At 69.2% G+C, this 17386-nt stretch carries 11 protein-coding genes and 1 tRNA gene; 5 read left to right on the forward strand and 7 right to left on the reverse strand.

Going from position 1 to position 17386, the window contains the following annotated elements; translation table 11 throughout:
- Positions 1 to 28: 28 nt before the first annotated feature.
- A complete protein-coding gene (locus V4Y04_RS08315; protein ID WP_332426702.1) occupies positions 29 to 685 on the reverse strand; it encodes an ANTAR domain-containing response regulator in 657 nt (218 codons plus the stop codon).
- 102 nt (positions 686 to 787) lie between these two features.
- Here V4Y04_RS08315 and V4Y04_RS08320 point away from each other — a divergent pair.
- Both V4Y04_RS08320 and V4Y04_RS08325 read left to right on the forward strand, forming a co-directional pair.
- Positions 788 to 862, forward strand: a tRNA-Leu gene (locus V4Y04_RS08320).
- A 106-nt stretch (positions 863 to 968) separates the two neighbouring features.
- Positions 969 to 1712: a helix-turn-helix domain-containing protein gene (locus tag V4Y04_RS08325; protein WP_332426703.1), complete on the forward strand. Its 744-nt coding sequence runs from the start codon at positions 969 to 971 to the stop codon at positions 1710 to 1712.
- An 18-nt stretch (positions 1713 to 1730) separates the two neighbouring features.
- Here the strand turns inward: V4Y04_RS08325 and pyk are convergent, their stop codons facing one another.
- The 3 genes from pyk to V4Y04_RS08340 form a co-directional block, all read right to left on the reverse strand.
- Complete coding sequence (gene pyk, locus V4Y04_RS08330; protein ID WP_332426704.1) at positions 1731 to 3167, reverse strand: pyruvate kinase; 1437 nt, start codon at positions 3165 to 3167, stop codon at positions 1731 to 1733.
- Positions 3168 to 3382: 215 nt separating this feature from the next.
- Complete coding sequence (pepN, locus tag V4Y04_RS08335; RefSeq protein ID WP_332426706.1) at positions 3383 to 5926, reverse strand: aminopeptidase N; 2544 nt, start codon at positions 5924 to 5926, stop codon at positions 3383 to 3385.
- 188 nt (positions 5927 to 6114) lie between these two features.
- Positions 6115 to 6489: a chorismate mutase gene (locus tag V4Y04_RS08340; protein ID WP_332426707.1), complete on the reverse strand. Its 375-nt coding sequence runs from the start codon at positions 6487 to 6489 to the stop codon at positions 6115 to 6117.
- Between the two features lie 114 nt (positions 6490 to 6603).
- Here V4Y04_RS08340 and V4Y04_RS08345 point away from each other — a divergent pair, with 114 nt between their 5' ends.
- Complete coding sequence (locus V4Y04_RS08345; protein ID WP_332426708.1) at positions 6604 to 7518, forward strand: hypothetical protein; 915 nt, start codon at positions 6604 to 6606, stop codon at positions 7516 to 7518.
- Positions 7519 to 7769: 251 nt separating this feature from the next.
- Here V4Y04_RS08345 and V4Y04_RS08350 read toward each other — a convergent pair whose 3' ends face one another.
- Complete coding sequence (locus tag V4Y04_RS08350; RefSeq protein ID WP_332426710.1) at positions 7770 to 8546, reverse strand: vWA domain-containing protein; 777 nt, start codon at positions 8544 to 8546, stop codon at positions 7770 to 7772.
- A 187-nt stretch (positions 8547 to 8733) separates the two neighbouring features.
- Here V4Y04_RS08350 and V4Y04_RS08355 point away from each other — a divergent pair, with 187 nt between their 5' ends.
- Both V4Y04_RS08355 and V4Y04_RS08360 read left to right on the forward strand, forming a co-directional pair.
- Positions 8734 to 9663 carry a rhomboid family intramembrane serine protease gene (locus V4Y04_RS08355; RefSeq protein WP_332426711.1) on the forward strand — a complete coding sequence of 310 codons (930 nt, stop codon included), beginning with the start codon at positions 8734 to 8736 and terminating at the stop codon, positions 9661 to 9663.
- Positions 9660 to 10565, forward strand: coding sequence for a chitosanase (locus V4Y04_RS08360; RefSeq protein ID WP_332426712.1), 906 nt, complete (start codon positions 9660 to 9662; stop codon positions 10563 to 10565). Before V4Y04_RS08355 ends, V4Y04_RS08360 begins: the two co-directional genes overlap by 4 nt.
- A gap of 178 nt (positions 10566 to 10743) precedes the next feature.
- Here V4Y04_RS08360 and V4Y04_RS08365 read toward each other — a convergent pair whose 3' ends face one another.
- Both V4Y04_RS08365 and gltB read right to left on the reverse strand, forming a co-directional pair.
- Complete coding sequence (locus V4Y04_RS08365) at positions 10744 to 12207, reverse strand: glutamate synthase subunit beta (protein WP_332426713.1); 1464 nt, start codon at positions 12205 to 12207, stop codon at positions 10744 to 10746.
- On the reverse strand, positions 12200 to 16921 hold the full coding sequence (gene gltB / locus V4Y04_RS08370; RefSeq protein WP_332426715.1) for a glutamate synthase large subunit: 4722 nt from the start codon (positions 16919 to 16921) through the stop codon (positions 12200 to 12202). The genes V4Y04_RS08365 and gltB overlap by 8 nt, the downstream gene beginning before the upstream one ends.
- Between the last annotated feature and the right edge of the window lie 465 nt (positions 16922 to 17386).

Consider the following 17386-nt stretch of genomic DNA (forward strand, 5'->3'; position numbering starts at 1 on the left):
GGGCCTCAACAGCACAACCGACGGACGACTACCCCTTCGCCGCCTTCTTCTCCTCCGCGTCATCGATAACCGCCTGCGCCACCTGCTGCATCGACATCCGCCGATCCATCGACGTCTTCTGAATCCACCGGAACGCCGCCGGCTCCGACAACCCGTACACCGTCTGCAACACCGACTTCGCCCGGTCCACCAGCTTCCGCGTCTCCAACCGCAGACTCAGATCCGCGACCTCACGCTCCAGCTCCCGCAACTCCGTGAACCGCGACACCGCCATCTCGATCGCCGGCACCACATCGCTCTTCGAGAACGGCTTCACCAGATACGCCATCGCACCCGCGTCCCGCGCCCGCTCCACCAGATCACGCTGCGAGAACGCCGTCAGCATCAACACCGGCGCGATACTCTCCTCAGCGATCTTCTCCGCCGCCGAGATACCGTCCAGCTTCGGCATCTTCACATCGAGAATCACCAGGTCCGGCCGGTGCTCCCGGGCCAGCTCCACCGCCCGCTCACCATCACCGGCCTCCCCGACGACGCTGTACCCCTCCTCCTCCAGCATCTCCTTGAGATCGAGCCGGATCAGCGCCTCGTCCTCGGCGATCACGACACGCGTCGTCATCGGAGGCACGTGCGACTTGTCGTCATCGGACACGTCTACTGGCTGGGGCGACTCGGGGACGCTCACGGGGGCTCCTTGGTGCGGGGCAGGCTGGTACTGCTGACAAGAGCGTACCCAGCTGCGGTAAGGTGGGGGCGCACGGGGTTACCATTCCCCTTGCTTTCCAAGGCCCCAGTACTCCAACTGGTTAGAGAGGCCGCTCTCAAACAGCGGACAGTGTGGGTTCGAATCCCACCTGGGGCACTTTTCCTTGGATTCCGAGGCAGAAGCCAGCGCACTGTCGTCCACGTTCTCGTGAACCTCCGCCGATTGCCGCGTGTCGCAACGATCATTCACGCACCGTTTGCGTATGCACAACCTCAGCACGCGCAAGCGGGCACTCGCCATGGTGAGCCAGGGCCGCAGTCTCAACTCGGTGAGTCACGAGACAGGCATCTCACGCGCCGCGATCAGGTCCTGGCAACACCGCCTGGAACCCTTGCCTCGAATGGCCTCTCCAGCCCCGGGACCACATGCCGATGACCACGCGTACACCTACCTTCTCGGCCTCTGTCTCGGCGACGGCTGCATCAGCCCGCACCGACGCTCCGGCTACTACCTGCGGATCGCATGCGCCGACGCCTGGCCGGGGTTGATCGAGCTGTGCCGCGAAGCCATCGCGCGAGCGCGCCCCGGCATCGGCATCTACACCCAGCAGAAGCAGGGCTGTGTGATGATCACCAGCTATTCCCCGCACTGGCCCCAGCTCTTCCCTCGGCATGGGCCCGGCAAGAAGCATGATCGTTCCATCGCGCTGCAGTCCTGGCAACAGGCCCTGGTCGACGAACACCCCTGGGAGTTCGTCCGTGGACTCATCCACTCCGACGGATGCCGGATCATCAACTGGACGACTCGTATGGTCCGCGGTGAACGGAAGCGCTATGAGTACCCGCGGTACTTCTTCACCAATCTCTCGGCCGACATCATCCGCCTCTTCACCACATCCCTGGACCAAGTGGGCGTCGAGTGGCGGCAGCCCAACCCTCGTGACATCTCCGTCGCCAAGAAGGCGTCCGTGGCCCTGATGGACCTTCATCTGGGCCCCAAGTACTGAACCGGGGCCCTTGCCAGGCTACTTGGGACTGTCGTCCTCGCCGACGTGGTGGACGCGGACGAGGTTGGTCGAGCCGGAGACGCCGGGCGGGGAGCCGGCGGTGATGACGACGATGTCGCCCTTCTTGCAGCGGCCGTAGGCGAGGAGGAGTTCGTCGACCTGGTCGACCATGGCGTCGGTGGAGCCGACGTGGGGACCGAGGAAGGTTTCGACGCCCCAGGTGAGGCTGAGCTGGGAGCGGGTGGCGGGGTCGGGGGTGAAGGCGAGGAGGGGGATGGGTGAGCGGTAGCGGGAGAGGCGGCGGGCGGTGTCGCCGGACTGGGTGAAGGCGATGAGGTGGGTGGCGTTGAGGAAGTCGCCGATTTCTGCGGCGGCTCGGGCGACGGCGCCGCCCTGGGTGCGGGGTTTGTTGGTGTCGGTGAGGGGTGGGAGGCCTTTGGCGAGGATGTCTTCTTCGGCTGCTTCGACGATGCGGGCCATGGTGCGGACGGTGTGGATGGCGTGTTTGCCGACGCTGGTTTCGCCGGAGAGCATGACGGCGTCGGTGCCGTCGATGATGGCGTTGGCGACGTCGGAGGCTTCGGCGCGGGTGGGGCGGGCGTTGTCGATCATCGAGTCGAGCATTTGAGTGGCGACGATGACCGGTTTGGCATTGCGTTTGGCGAGTTTGATGGCGCGTTTTTGAACGATGGGGACTTGTTCGAGTGGCATTTCGACGCCGAGGTCTCCGCGGGCGACCATGATGCCGTCGAAGGCGGCGACGATGTCGTCGATGTTCTGGACGGCTTGGGGTTTTTCGATTTTGGCGATGACGGGGAGGTGGCGGCCTTCTTCCTCCATGATGCGGTGGACGTCTTTGATGTCGTGTCCGCTGCGTACGAAGGAGAGGGCGATGGTGTCGAAGCCGGTGCGCAGGGCCCAGCGGAGGTCGTCCTCGTCCTTTTTGGAGAGGGCGGGGACGGAGACGGCGACGCCGGGGATGTTGAGGCCTTTGTGGTCGGAGACCATGCCGCCTTCGATGACGGTGGTGTGGACGCGGGGGCCGTCGACGGCGGTGACGTGGAGGGTGACTTTGCCGTCGTCGATGAGGATGCGTTCGCCGGGGGTGACGTCGTCGGCGAGGCCCGCGTGGGTGGTGCCGCAGGTGTGGCGGTCGCCTTGGGTGCCGTCTTCCACGGTGATGGTGAAGGTGTCGCCGCGTTCGAGGAGTACGGGGCCTTCGGTGAAGTGGCCGAGTCTGATTTTCGGGCCTTGAAGGTCGGCGAGGAGGCCGACGCTGCGGCCGGTTTCGTCGGCTGCTTTTCGGACCCGGCGGTATCGCTCCTCGTGTTCGGCGTGGCTGCCGTGGCTGAGGTTGAATCGGGCGATGTCCATTCCGGCGTCGACCAGGTCTTTGATCTGGTCGTATGTGTCGGTGGCGGGCCCCAGCGTGCAGACGATTTTTGCTCGGCGCATGGTGTGAGCCTAGGGCTTACCGACGGGTAGGGATTAGGTCACATGTGACCATTCGGCGGACTGGGTATGAATGCTTATTAACGAGTGTTGAATTGCGCGGTGAGGCGCTCCGATGAGCACACCGGATCGCCGGCTACGGCTTCTGTGCCGGGGCGCCGCGTGGTGGTGCGGCGCCCCCGGTTGTGTGGTGTGTCCGCCGGTTCGTTCCTGCCGGTTTACGCCTGCTGCTGTATGCGCAGTGCTCGGGCCAGGTCGTCGAGCTGGTCGACGAGTTTGCGGCGCAGGGCGGGGGTGGGGCCGGCCTTGCGGAGGCATTTCTGGCCGAGGCGGAGGGTTTCGGGGTCGACGGCGTGGGCGGGGAAGGCCCAGTGGCCGGCGGCTTCGGCGATGGCGGGGCCGCGGCGGGCGGCGAGGGTGACGGCGTCCTTGTAGTAGCGGGCGACGTAGGGGTGTACGAGGTCGGCTTGTTCGGGTTGCCAGAAGCCTTGGGCTGTGGCGGTGAACAGGTAGTTCGACAGGTCGTCGGTGTGGAACATGGTGTCCCAGGCGCGGGCCTTGGCGTCTTTGTGGGGCAGGGCGGCGCGGCAGCGGGCGGCGCCTTCCCGGCCGGTGGCGCTGGGGTCGTCGGCGAGTTCGGCGGCGATGGTGGTTTCGTCGATGGCGTCGAGGACGGCGAGGCGGGTGAGGATGCGCCAGCGCAGTTCGGGGTCGAGTTCGGGGCCGCCGGGGACGGTGCCTTCGGTGAGCCAGGCGGCGATGGTGTCGGGGTGGGCTGCGGTGTCGATGCGGTGGCGTACGGCGATGAGGCGCAGGCCGGGGTTGTCGCCGTCCTCGGTGCGGCGGATGAGGTCGCGGCACAGGTCGGTGAGGGTGGCGAGGGCGGCGGGCCGCTCGTCGGGGGTGATGTAGCGGTTGGTGATGTGGGTGCTGGCGAAGGCGAGGACGCCCCCGGCGAGGGCGAGGTCGGTTTCGTGGGGGAGGTGGGTGCGGGCGGTGTCGAGGTAGGTGGTGGGGGGGAGTTCGCCGTCGCGGACGGCGTCGCGCAGGGCGTTCCAGACGACGGCGCGGGTGAGGGGGTCGGGGAGTCCGGAGAGGCGGGTGCGGAGGGTGTGGGCGGACTCGTCGTCGAAGCGGATTTTGGCGTAGGTGAGGTCGCCGTCGTTGAGGACGAGGAGGGCGGGGCGGGGGCCGGGGGCGCTGAGGGTGGTGGTGCCGTGGGTGGTGGTGCCGTGGGTGGGGAGGTCGGCTTCCAAGCGGGTGCGGAGGGTCAGGCCGCGTGTGTCGTCGAGGTCGTGGTCGTAGAGGCCGAGGGTGATGCGGTGGGGGCGGCCGGTGGTGTCGCCGGTGGGGGGTGGGTTGTGGATGGTGAGGTGCCAGTGGCCGTTGTCGGTGTGGAGTTCGGGGGTGAGGGTGTCGACGCCGGTGGTGCGCAGCCAGGCGTTGGCCCAGGCGTGGACGTCGCGGTCGGTGGCGGAGGCGAGGGAGTCGATGAAGTCGGCGAGGGTGGCGTTGGCGAATTTGTGCCGGTCGATGTGGGTGTTGATGCCGGTGAGGAAGTCGTCCTCGCCGAGCCAGGTGACGAGCTGGCGCAGGGCGGAGGCGCCCTTGGCGTAGGAGATGCCGTCGAAGTTGAGGAGGGCGGAGGCGGTGTCCTGGACGTCTTCGGGGGCGACGGGGTGGGTGGAGGGGCGTTGGTCGGCGTCGTAGCCCCAGGGTTTGCGGGTGATGCCGAAGTCGGTCCAGGTGTCGGTGAAGCGGGTGGCTTCGGCGGTGGTCTGGTAGCCCATGTATTCGGCGAAGGACTCGTTGAGCCAGATGTCGTCCCACCAGGTGAGGGTGACGAGGTCGCCGAACCACATGTGGGCCATTTCGTGGGCGATGACCATGGCGCGGGTCTGCCGTTGGGTGTCGGTGACGGCGGACCGGAAGACGAATTCGTCGCGGAAGGTGACGAGGCCGGGGTTTTCCATGGCGCCGGCGTTGAATTCGGGGACGAATGCCTGGTCGTAGGAGTCGAAGGGGTAGGGCTGGGTGAATTTTTCGTGGTAGCGGTCGAAGCAGGCGCGGGTGATGTCGAGGAGTTCGTCGGCGTCGGTGTCGAGGTGGGGGGCGAGGGAGCGGCGGCAGTGGATGCCGAAGGGGAGGCCACGGTGTTCGGTGCGTACGGAGTGCCAGGGTCCGGCGGCGACGGCGACGAGGTAGGTGGGGATGAGGGGGGTGGTGGCTGCTTTCCAGTGGCCGTCGCCGAGGTGTTCGGTGATGCCGTTGGCGAGGACGGTCCAGGTGCGGGGGGCGGTGACGGTGAGGTCGAAGGCGGCCTTGAGGTCGGGTTGGTCGAAGGCCGCGAAGACGCGTTGGACGTCGTCGAGGAAGAGCTGGGTGTAGATGTAGGTTTCGCCGTCGGCGGGGTCGGTGAAGCGGTGCATGCCTTCGCCGGTGCGGGAGTAGTGCATGGCGGCGTCGATGTGGAGTTCGTGTTCGCCGGGGGTGAGGCCCTTGAGCGGCAGTCGGTTGCCGTTGAGGGTCTCGGGGTCCAGTGGGTGTCCGTCGAGGGTGACGGAGCGCAGCTCGGCGGGCTTGATCTCGACGAAGGTGTCCGTGTCATCCTGGTCCGCGAGGACGGTGAAGCGGATCAGGGTGCGGGAGTCGAAGGTGTCGTCACCGGTGGTGAGGTCGAGTTCGATCGCGTAGCGGTGGACGTCGAGGAGCTGTGCTCGGTTCTGCGCTTCGTCGCGCGTGAGTACGGACATGCGGGCCATGCTGCCTGATGCCGTTGGTGGGGCACAGAGGCGGATCGGTACATGGCTTATGTCCGGTCCGGTGCGGGCTCCCGGGTGTGCGCCCCTGTGTGTGGGGTGCGGGGTGTGCGTGCCGTCGCGTGGGGGCGGTGCCGGTGGGGTGTGGTGCCGGTCGTGGGTGTCCGTGCCCCCCGGAGGGGGCGGGGGGATCAGTCCGTGGTGGGTGTGGGGGTGCCGGTGGGAGCGCCGGTGGGGCTCTCGGTGGTGCCGTCGGCGATGTGTTCGTGGTGGCGGATGACCTCGGCGATGATGAAGTTCAGGAACTTCTCGGCGAAGGCCGGGTCGAGTCTGGCGTTCTCGGCGAGGGTGCGCAGCCGGGTGATCTGGCGGGCTTCGCGGGCCGGGTCGGCGGGGGGCAGCCGGTGTTCGGCTTTGAGGCGGCCGACCTGCTGGGTGCATTTGAAGCGTTCGGCGAGCATGTGGACGACGGCCGCGTCGATGTTGTCGATGCTGTCGCGCAGCCTGGCGAGTTCCTCACGGACCGCGGGGTCGACGTCACCGGTACCGGTGCTGCTGGTGGTCATGGGAAGTCAGCCTACGGGGCGGTGGCGGGGTGCCGGGTGTCCGCGGTCGGGAACAGGTGGTGGGGTGGGCTCGTACAGTGGAACCGGTTGTGGGGCGTCTTGGGGGGGTGAGGCGTGACGAGTGATGGGGCGGTGGAGCGGGGCTTTCCGCATCTGGAGACGGTGCGGTCGGCTGTGACCGCGCTGTACCGGCGTTTGTCGTACGACACGGTGCAGGCGTTCTCGGTGAGTGTGGCGCCTGTCGATGTGGCGTTCCGCGATACGGATGATCTTCATATGGGGGCGCAGCGGGTGGCGCGGGAGATGGTGCGGCACTATCGGTTGCCGGATGCGCGGTTGATCGTCAGTTTTCGCGATATGAAGTATGCGGCGCATGTCGAGCTGGCGGCGGGTCCTGAGTACTTCGTGGAGCTGAACGACCGGTTCCGGACGCATCGGCGGGATATAGGGGCGGCGCTGGCTCACGAGGTGATGCATGTCTATCTGCATCGTCTGGGGTTGTCGTTTCCCGGTACGCGCGACAACGAGCTGCTGACCGATACGGCGGCGACGTATCTGGGGGCGGGGTGGCTGCTGCTGGACGCGTTCCGTCAGGACGAGGTGTCGTCGCAGAAGCTGGGGTATCTCACGCCGGAGGAGTTCGGCTATGTGCTGGCGAAGCGGTCGCTGGTGTTCGGTGAGGACCCGTCGGTGTGGTTCACCAGCGAGCAGGCTCACAGCGCGTATGTGAGCGGGATGGAGTTGGCCCGGCTCGACGAACGGCAGCCGCCGCTGGCGGCCGCCGGCTGGACGGGGCGCCGGCGGTACGCACGGGAGCGTCGGCATGCCCAGGGGCAGCGCGGGCTTCTCTCCTTCCCGTCGGCCCGGACGGATGTGCCGTACAGCTTCACTCGGGGTGGTGGCCGTGAGGAGCCGCTGCGGGTGTCGTTCCCGTGTCCTACGTGTCATCAGCGGATCAGGGTCCCGGTGCGGGGGCGGGTGCGGGCGCGGTGCGCGTTGTGCCGGACGGTGCTGGAGTGCGACACGTAGGGGGTTCGGGGTGGGGGCAGGGAATCGGTGGTGGGCGTTCGGCGGCCCCTGCCGGGCTCCGTTCCCGGGCCCCCGGGCCCTCAGGGCCGTCGTTCAGGGCCGTCGTTTCGAAGTCGGAGGCGAGGTGCGGCGTCTCCCGTTCGGATCGGGCCGGGCTTGCGGGTTCTGTCCTGTCCGTGCGAAGGGTCCTGGAAGCGTTCTGAAGATCTTGACATCACGCTCGTCCTGCGCCGGTTCACGCCGATTGGCGTTTACTGGCAATCCGGCGTGAACCGGGCGGCCCGAGCAGGATCTTCAGCGGTCTTCCAGGGCCGCACGATGCCCCGCGCCCGCGCGTCCACGAGCCACTTGGGGAACTCGTCCAGCAGCCGGTCGTACAGCTCGGTGTCCGGCACCTTGCGGGGGTCTGCGCCCGCGTGGAAGAACCCCGCGTTGTCGACGATCCTCTTGTCCGGTACGGCCAGGTCGTCCAGCTTGCGCAGGTAGTCGAACTGCCGGCTGCCGGGGTCGCCGAAGCCGATGAACTGCCAGAACAGTGGCAGCCTCGCCGCCTTGCACAGGTATCGTTCCGCGGCGAGCCGGTTGATGGGGCCGCCGTCGGTCTGGAAGACGACGAGGGCCGGTTCGGTCGATCCGCTGTCGAGGTAGTGGTCGATGACGGCGTCCATGGCCAGGTGGTAGCTGGTTTTCCCCATGTGCCCGAGTCCGGCCGCGATCCGCTCGACGCGCCCTTCGTGGTCGGCGAGGGCGATGTCGGTGACGGCGTCGATGTCCGTGGAGAAGAACACCATCGGCACGATGCCGTCGTCGTCGAGGTGGGCGGACAGGCCCAGTACCCGGTCGGCGAGCGCCTGCACGCTGCCGTCCCTGTAGTACGGCTTCATGGAGCCGGAGTAGTCGATCACCAGGTAGACCGCGGCGCGCAGGCCGTCCAGTCCGTGTCCGGACAGCGCGTGTCCTGCGGTCTTGTACAGGCTGACCAGCTTGGGTGCGGTCTCCTCGATCTTGGTCAGGCTGATCGCGGCCACGCGCACTCCTCCCTCGGTAACCAGGACCGGCTGCCCGGTCACCGAAACCGGTCGTTCGGTCACCGAAACCGGTCCTGAGCGTACGGCACGCGCACCCCGCCTCCTCAACCCTCCACCGCCGTTCGCTATTTTGTTCGCCGCGGCCCTCAGCGGCTCGTCCGTCCTGTCCCTCGCAAGGAGCCGGCTCGTGGATTCCGAGGCCACCGTCACCACCTGTTACCGTCACCCCAAGGTGGAGTGCCATGTCCGCTGCGTGCGCTGCGACCGGTACATCTGCCCGGACTGCATGCGGGAGGCGGCCGTGGGCCACCAGTGCCCCGACTGCGTGAAGGAGGGCATGCGGTCGATACGGCAGGCCCGCACCGTGGTCGGCGGTCACGTCCGGGCGGTGCCGGTGGTGACATACGTACTGATCGCCGTCAGCGTGCTGGTGTATCTGGCGGAGCTGGCGCTGCCGGAGATCGTGGACCGGTTCGCGATGCTGGGCGCGGGGCTGGTCGGGCCGGACGGTGGTCACTACGTGTGGGTCGAGGGCGCGCACTTCGGGGAGTTCCGCCAGGAGGGTCTGGTGAACGGGGAGTGGTACCGGCTGCTGACCGGTGCCTTCCTGCATCTTCCGCCGACCGAGGGCACGTTCGGACTTCTGCACATCGTGATGAACATGATGGTGCTGTGGAACCTGGGCCGGGCCGTCGAGCCGATGCTGGGCCGTGTCCACTATCTCGCCCTGTACCTGTTGTCGGCGCTGGGCGGCTCGGTGCTGGTGCTGCTGCTGGCGCCGCAGGAAGCCGTGGTCGGCGCGTCCGGGGCGATCTTCGGGCTGGGTGCCGCGTACTACGTGGTGGCCCGTCGGATCGGTGCCGACATGCAAGCGGTCAACCGGTTCATGGCCGGGCTGCTGCTGTGGCTGGTGATCTCCGCGGTGGTGACGTCCTGGGAGGGGCATCTGGGCGGGCTGCTGGCGGGCGGTGCGGTGGCGGTGGCGTTCGCGTACGTGCCCAGGGGCAGGCGCCGGACGTTGCTGCAGGCGGGGGCTTGTCTGGCGCTGCTCGCACTGCTCGTCGTCCTGGCGGTGGCCAAGGTGTCGGAACTGACCGGTGGAGGAGTTTCCCAGTGAAACGTTCAGCCCTGCTGCTCGCGGCCGTGCCCGTGGTGGCGACGGCCGTGTACATGCTGATGCCCGCGGGGCCCGAGGGCGCGGCCGCCGGCGACGGACCGTCCGTGTCCGCCTCACCTAACGCGCGTGAGCAGACCAAGGAGCGCGCCGAGTCGCAGTCGGCCGAGGACGACGCGCTGGTGGCGAGCCGGCCTGCGGGCCTGGCCGACCCGGCGAAGAAGGAGCTCGCCCAGCAGATCCTGGCGAGCGCCGAGAACGCGACGCCGCGCTGGCGCGAGACCTACGGCTCCATCGAGGACGCCGGGGACGGCGACGGTTACACGGCCGGCATCGTCGGCTTCACCACCGGCACCCACGACCTGCTCACCCTCGTCGAACGCTATACGCGCAAGCACCCGGACAACGGCCTGGCGGGGTATCTGCCGGCGCTGCGCGAGGTCGACGGTACGGACTCGCACGAGGGCCTGGACCCGGGCTTCCCGGCCGCCTGGCAGGCCGAGGCGAGGACACCGGAGTTCCGTGCGGCGCAGGAGGCCGAGCGCGACCGGGTCTACTTCGATCCGGCGGTGCGCGTGGCCAAGCTCGACGGCCTCGGCACGTTCGGCCAGTTCGTGTACTACGACGCGATGGTCCGGCGTGGTCCCGACACCGGCCCCGACGGCTTCTACGGCCTGCGGGAGCAGGCCATGCGCAAGGCGAGGACGCCGGGTCAGGGCGGTGGCGAGAAGGAGTTCCTGGAGGCGTTCCTCGACGTGCGCCGCGCGGCCGTGCTGGCGAAGAAGCCGGATGCCGACACGTCCCGGATCGACACCGTCCAGCGCCGGTTCCTGCGGGAGGGGAACCTGGAGCTGTCCACGCCGCTGACGTGGCAGGTGCACGGGGAGACCTTCCGCGTTCCCTGAGGGTGTGAGCGTATGTGGCAGCGCCTGCCCGATTCGTCCGGTCGGGGACTGGCGGGCAGGCGCCACCTCTTGTTCCGTACGCCGTTGTACGGGACCTCTGTGGGGGACCTTCAGGTCCCGTTGTGTCCGGTCCTGACCGGCGGGGTCCGGACCGCGTGATGCTTTCCGGGGCGTCCGCTCACACCATCAGTGAGCGGTCGGTCGGGCGGACCGGTGCGGGCAGGTCGCTCGCGCCGGTGAGCCGGCGGTCGCAGCCGCGTGCCGCGGAGCGGCCCTCGGCGATCGCCCACACGATGAGCGACTGGCCGCGCCCGGCGTCTCCGGCGACGAAGACGCCGGGCACGCTGGTGTGGAAGTCGGCGTCGCGGGCGATGTTACCGCGTGCGTCGAGTTCCAGGCCGAACTGCTCGACCAGTCCGTTGTCGCGGTCGGTACCGGTGAAGCCCATGGCGAGGGTGACCAGCTGGGCCGGGATCCTGCGCTCGGTGCCGGGCTTCTGGGTGAGCCTGCCGTCGGTGAACTCGACCTCGGTCAGGTGCAGCCACTGCACGGTGCCGTCCTCGTCGCCCTCGAAGTGGGTGGTGGAGACGGAGTAGACCCGCTCGCCGCCCTCCTCGTGCGCGGAGGTGACCTTGTAGAGCATGGGGAAGGTCGGCCACGGCTGGGAGAGGGTGTCCCGGTCCTCGTTCGGGCGGGGCATGATCTCGAGCTGGGTGACGGAGGCGGCGCCCTGCCGGTGGGCGGTGCCCACGCAGTCGGCACCGGTGTCGCCGCCGCCGATCACGACGACGTGCTTGCCCTCGGCCGAGATGGGCGGGGCGACGTAGTCGCCCTCCTGCACCTTGTTGGCCAGTGGCAGGTACTCCATGGCCTGGTGGATGCCCTTGAGGTCGCGGCCGGGCACGGGCAGGTCGCGCGCGGTCGTCGCGCCGACGGCGAGGACGACGGCGTCGTAGCGCTTGCGCAGTGCGGTGGCCGGCATGTCCCGGCCGATCTCGATGCCGGTGCGGAACTTGGTGCCCTCCGCGCGCATCTGCTCGATACGGCGGTTGATGTGCCGCTTCTCCATCTTGAACTCGGGGATGCCGTAGCGCAGGAGGCCGCCGATGCGGTCGGCCCGTTCGTAGACGGCGACCGTGTGGCCGGCGCGGGTCAGCTGCTGGGCGGCGGCGAGGCCGGCCGGGCCGGAGCCGACGACGGCGACGGTCTTGCCGGACAGGCGTTCGGGGATCTGCGGGGCGACGTCGCCGGTCGCCCACGCCTTGTCGATGATGGAGACCTCGACGTTCTTGATGGTGACCGGCGGCTGGTTGATGCCGAGCACGCATGCCGACTCGCACGGTGCGGGGCACAGGCGGCCGGTGAACTCCGGGAAGTTGTTGGTGGCGTGCAGGCGCTCGCTCGCCGCCGACCAGTCCTCGCGGTAGGCGTAGTCGTTCCACTCGGGGATGAGGTTGCCCAGCGGGCAGCCGTTGTGGCAGAACGGGATGCCGCAGTCCATGCACCGGCCGGCCTGCTTGCTGATGATCGGCAGCAGCGAGCCGGGGACGTGGACCTCGTTCCAGTCCTTGACGCGTTCGGTGACCGGGCGGGAGGTGGCGACCTCGCGGCCGTGGTTCAGAAAGCCCTTCGGATCAGCCATGGGTCGCCGCCTCCATCATCTTCCGGTGGGTGTCGGGCTCGGAGAGCCCGGCTCGCTCGGCGGCGTCCTTGGCGGCGAGCACTGCCTGGTACGTGCTGGGGGTGATCTTGCTGAAGCGGGCGGCGCCTCCGTCGGGGCTGTCCCACTCGGCCAGCAGCTTGGCGGCGACGGTGGAGCCCGTCTCCTCCTGGTGCCGGCGCACCACGTCGTGCAGCCAGGCGCGGTCGGTGTCGTCGAGTTCGTGGACGGCGTCCAGGTGGCCGGGGTTGACGTTGTCCCGGTCGAGGTCGATGACGTAGGCGGTGCCGCCGGACATGCCGGCCGCGAAGTTGCGGCCGGTCTCGCCGAGGACGACCGCGTGACCGCCGGTCATGTACTCGCAGCCGTGGTCGCCGACGCCCTCGGAGACGACCAGCGCGCCGGAGTTGCGGACGCAGAACCGTTCGCCGACCTTGCCGCGCAGGAACATCTCGCCGCCGGTGGCGCCGTAGGCGAGGGTGTTGCCCGCGATGACGCTGTACTCGGCGAGGTGGTCGGCGCCCCGGTCGGGGCGGACGACGATCCGGCCGCCGGAGAGGCCCTTGCCGACGTAGTCGTTGGCGTCGCCCTCCAGGCGCAGCGTGATGCCGCGCGGGACGAAGGCGCCGAAGGACTGGCCGGCGGAGCCGGTGAAGGTGATGTCGACGGTGTCGTCGGGCAGGCCCGCGCCGCCGAACTTCTTGGTCACCTCGTGGCCGAGCATGGTGCCGACCGTGCGGTTGATGTTGCGGATGGCGACCTGGGCGCGTACGGGCTGGGCCTCGGTCGCGCCGTCGGCGGCGAGTGCGTCGGCGGCGAGCTTGATCAGCTCGTTGTCGAGGGCCTTCGCCAGGCCGTGGTCCTGGGGGACGGTGTGGTGGCGGGCGGCGCCCTCGGGCAGTTCGGGCACGTGGAAGAGGGGGGCCAGGTCGAGGCCCTGTGCCTTCCAGTGGGTGACCGCGCGGGTGACGTCGAGGGCCTCGGCGTGGCCGACGGCCTCCTCGATGGAGCGGAAGCCGAGTTCGGCGAGGAGTTCGCGGACCTCTTCGGCGATGAACCGGAAGAAGTTCACGACGTGCTCGGCCTTGCCGGCGAACCGGTCGCGCAGGACCGGGTTCTGCGTGGCGATGCCGACCGGGCAGGTGTCCAGGTGGCAGACGCGCATCATGACGCAGCCGGAGACGACCAGCGGGGCGGTGGCGAAGCCGAACTCCTCGGCTCCGAGGAGGGCGGCGATCACCACGTCGCGGCCGGTCTTGAGCTGGCCGTCGGTCTGGACGACGATGCGGTCGCGCAGGCCGTTGAGCAGCAGGGTCTGCTGGGTCTCGGCGAGGCCGAGCTCCCAGGGTCCGCCGGCGTGCTTGAGCGAGGTCAGCGGGGAGGCGCCGGTGCCGCCGTCGTGGCCGGAGATGAGTACGACGTCGGCGTGGGCCTTGGAGACGCCCGCGGCGACGGTGCCGACGCCGACCTCGGAGACCAGCTTGACGTGGATGCGCGCCTCGGGGTTGGCGTTCTTCAGGTCGTGGATGAGCTGGGCGAGGTCCTCGATGGAGTAGATGTCGTGGTGCGGCGGCGGGGAGATGAGGCCCACACCGGGTGTCGAGTGACGCGTCCTGGCGATCCACGGGTAGACCTTGGGGCCGGGCAGCTGGCCGCCCTCGCCGGGCTTGGCGCCCTGGGCCATCTTGATCTGGATGTCGTCCGCGTTGACCAGGTATTCGGAGGTCACGCCGAAGCGGCCGGAGGCGACCTGCTTGATGGCGGAGCGGCGGGCCGGGTCGTACAGGCGCTCCGGGTCCTCACCGCCCTCGCCGGTGTTCGACTTGCCGCCGAGCTGGTTCATGGCGATGGCGAGGGTCTCGTGCGCCTCCTGGGAGATGGAGCCGTACGACATGGCGCCGGTGGAGAAGCGCTTGACGATCTCGGAGACCGGCTCGACCTCGTCGAGGGGGACGGGGGCCCGGCCGGAGGTGAGGCCGAAGAGCCCGCGGAGCGTCATCAGGCGCTCGGACTGCTCGTTGACGCGGCCGGTGTACTGCTTGAAGACGTCGTAGCGGCCGGAGCGCGTGGAGTGCTGGAGGCGGAAGACCGTCTCGGGGTCGAACAGGTGCGGTTCGCCCTCGCGGCGCCACTGGTACTCGCCGCCGATGTCGAGCGCGCGGTGCGCGGGGGCGATGCCGGTGGCGGGGTACGCCTTGGCGTGGCGGGCGGCGACCTCCTTGGCGACGACGTCGAGGCCGACGCCGCCGATCTTGGTGGCGGTGCCGTGGAAGTACTTCTCGACGAAGGCCGCGTCGAGGCCGACGGCCTCGAAGACCTGGGCGCCTCGGTAGGAGGCGACGGTGGAGATGCCCATCTTGGACATGACCTTCAGGACGCCCTTGCCGAGGGCGTGGATCAGGTTGCGGATGGCCTTCTCGGACTCGATGCCGGGCAGGAAGGTGCCCGCGCGGACGAGGTCCTCGACGGACTCCATCGCCAGGTAGGGGTTGACCGCGGCGGCACCGAACCCGATGAGGAGGGCCACGTGGTGGACCTCGCGGACGTCTCCGGCCTCGACGAGGAGGCCCACCTGGGTGCGCTGCTTGGTGCGGATGAGGTGGTGGTGGACGGCCGAGGTGAGCAGCAGCGACGGGATCGGCGCGTGCTCGGCGTCGGAGTGCCGGTCGGACAGGACGATCAGGCGGGCGCCGTTGCCGATGGCGGCGTCGGCCTCGGCGCAGATCTCCTCGATGCGGGCGGCGAGGCTGTCGCCGCCGCCGGAGACCCGGTAGAGGCCGGAGAGGGTGGCGGCCTTGAACCCGGGCAGGTCACCGTCGGCGTTGACGTGGATGAGCTTGGCCAGCTCGTCGTTGTCGATGACGGGGAAGGGCAGGACGACGGTGCGGCAGGACGCGGCGTTCGGTTCGAGCAGGTTGCCCTGGGGGCCGAGCGCGCTGCGCAGGGAGGTGACGAGCTCTTCGCGGATCGCGTCCAGCGGCGGGTTGGTGACCTGCGCGAACAGCTGGGTGAAGTAGTCGAAGAGGAGCCGGGGGCGTTCCGACAGGGCGGCGATCGGCGAGTCGGTGCCCATGGAGCCGATCGGCTCGGTGCCGGACTTGGCCATCGGGGCGAGCAGGACGCGCAGTTCCTCCTCGGTGTAGCCGAAGGTCTGCTGGCGGCGGGTGACCGAGGCGTGGGTGTGGACGATGTGCTCGCGCTCGGGCAGGTCGGACAGCTCGATCTCGCCGGTTTCCAGCCACTGGGCGTAGGGGTGCTCGGCGGCGAGCTGGGCCTTGATCTCGTCGTCCTCGATGATGCGGTGTTCGGCGGTGTCGACGAGGAACATGCGGCCGGGCTGCAGGCGTCCCTTGCGGACGACCTTGGCGGGGTCGATGTCGAGGACGCCGACCTCGGAGCCGAGGACGACGAGGCCGTCGTCGGTGACCCAGTAGCGGCCGGGGCGCAGGCCGTTGCGGTCGAGTACGGCGCCGACCTGGGTGCCGTCGGTGAAGGTGACGCAGGCGGGGCCGTCCCAGGGCTCCATCATCGTGGAGTGGTACTGGTAGAAGGCGCGGCGCGCGGGGTCCATCGAGCCGTGGTTCTCCCACGCCTCGGGGATCATCATGAGCACCGAGTGCGGCAGGGAGCGCCCGCCGAGGTGCAGCAGTTCGAGGACCTCGTCGAAGGACGCCGAGTCGGAGGCGTCGGGGGTGCAGACGGGGAAGATCCGCTCGAGGCCGGCGGAGCCGCTGTGCCCACGGTCGGCGGAGCCGCTGTGCCCACGGTCGGCGGAGCCGCTGTGCCCACGGTCGGCGGAGCCGCTGTGCCCACGGTCGGCGGAGCCGCTGTGCCCACGGTCGGCGGAGCCGAACAGGTCGGAGGCCAGCTGGGACTCGCGGGCGCGCATCCAGTTGCGGTTGCCCTTGACGGTGTTGATCTCACCGTTGTGGGCGACGAAGCGGTAGGGGTGCGCGAGGGGCCACGACGGGAAGGTGTTCGTGGAGAACCGGGAGTGCACCAGCGCGAGCGCGGAGCCGAAGCGGCGGTCGGACAGGTCCGGGAAGAAGGGCTCGAGCTGACCGGTGGTGAGCATGCCCTTGTAGACGATGGTCCGCGCGGACAGCGACGGGAAGTAGACGCCCGCCTCGCGCTCGGCGCGCTTGCGCAGCACGAAGACCGTGCGGTCGAGGTCGATGCCCTGGGACGTGTGGTCCGTGACGAAGATCTGGCGGAAGACCGGCATCGTGGAGCGGGCGGTGGCGCCGAGCAGGTCGGGCGCGACGGGCACCGTGCGCCAGCCGAGGACGGTCAGGCCCTCGGCGGCGGCGATCTCCTCGATGCGGGCGACGGCCTCGTCGGTGGCGTCCACGGGGAGGAAGGCGGTGCCGACGGCGTAGGCGCCGGCCTCGGGCAGTTCGAATCCGGCCACCTCGCGGAAGAAGGCGTCCGGGACCTGGGAGAGGATGCCCGCGCCGTCACCGGAGTCCGGCTCGGAGCCGGTGGCACCGCGGTGTTCCAGGTTGCGCAGGACGGTGAGTGCCTGCTCGACCAGGGTGTGAGACGCCTCGCCGGTGAGGGTGGCGACGAAGCCGACGCCGCAGGCGTCGTGCTCGTCGCGGGGGTCGTACATGCCCTGCGGAGCAGGGCGAGCATCCATGAAGGACCAGTTCTGGCCATGCGCGGGATGCTGGGACGGCTGGCGCGTCATACGCATCGGCTCTTCCCGTCGTCGTCATGTGGCATGTGCAAAGTGCCGAGGGACGACGCTGGCCCTCTGCGTGACTGCAAAATTTCGTGCAGATTACACGATGGCCCGGTTCCCGGTAAGCGGGATTTTCCGTTCCGTCATGTGGACACCATGCAGGTCGCTTCGGGGATTCCGCGCCTGACGGGGAGAAGCTGGGGGACCGTGGCGGGCAGATCGATGTCCGTCGGTCCGGTGGCGGGGCCGGGCTTCTTCACCCACTCCCGCGGCTGCGTCGTGAGCCTCGTCGCTCATGGCGCTTTCGGCTCATGCCCCGTCGTCACGCGCTCGAAACCAACGAGTAACGGCTACTTGCGCGGTCCCTCGTACGGAAGCGGAGCCGAAGCGTCGGTGCCGCTCGTCCGCGCCGGGGCGCCGGGCCGGTGCCCCGGTCCGGGGCAGCCGTGTGGGGCCGTTCCGGGCCGGACCGTTCCG

The organism is Streptomyces sp. P9-A2 (genome assembly GCF_036634175.1).
Classification (GTDB): Bacteria; Actinomycetota; Actinomycetes; order Streptomycetales; family Streptomycetaceae; genus Streptomyces; species Streptomyces pratens.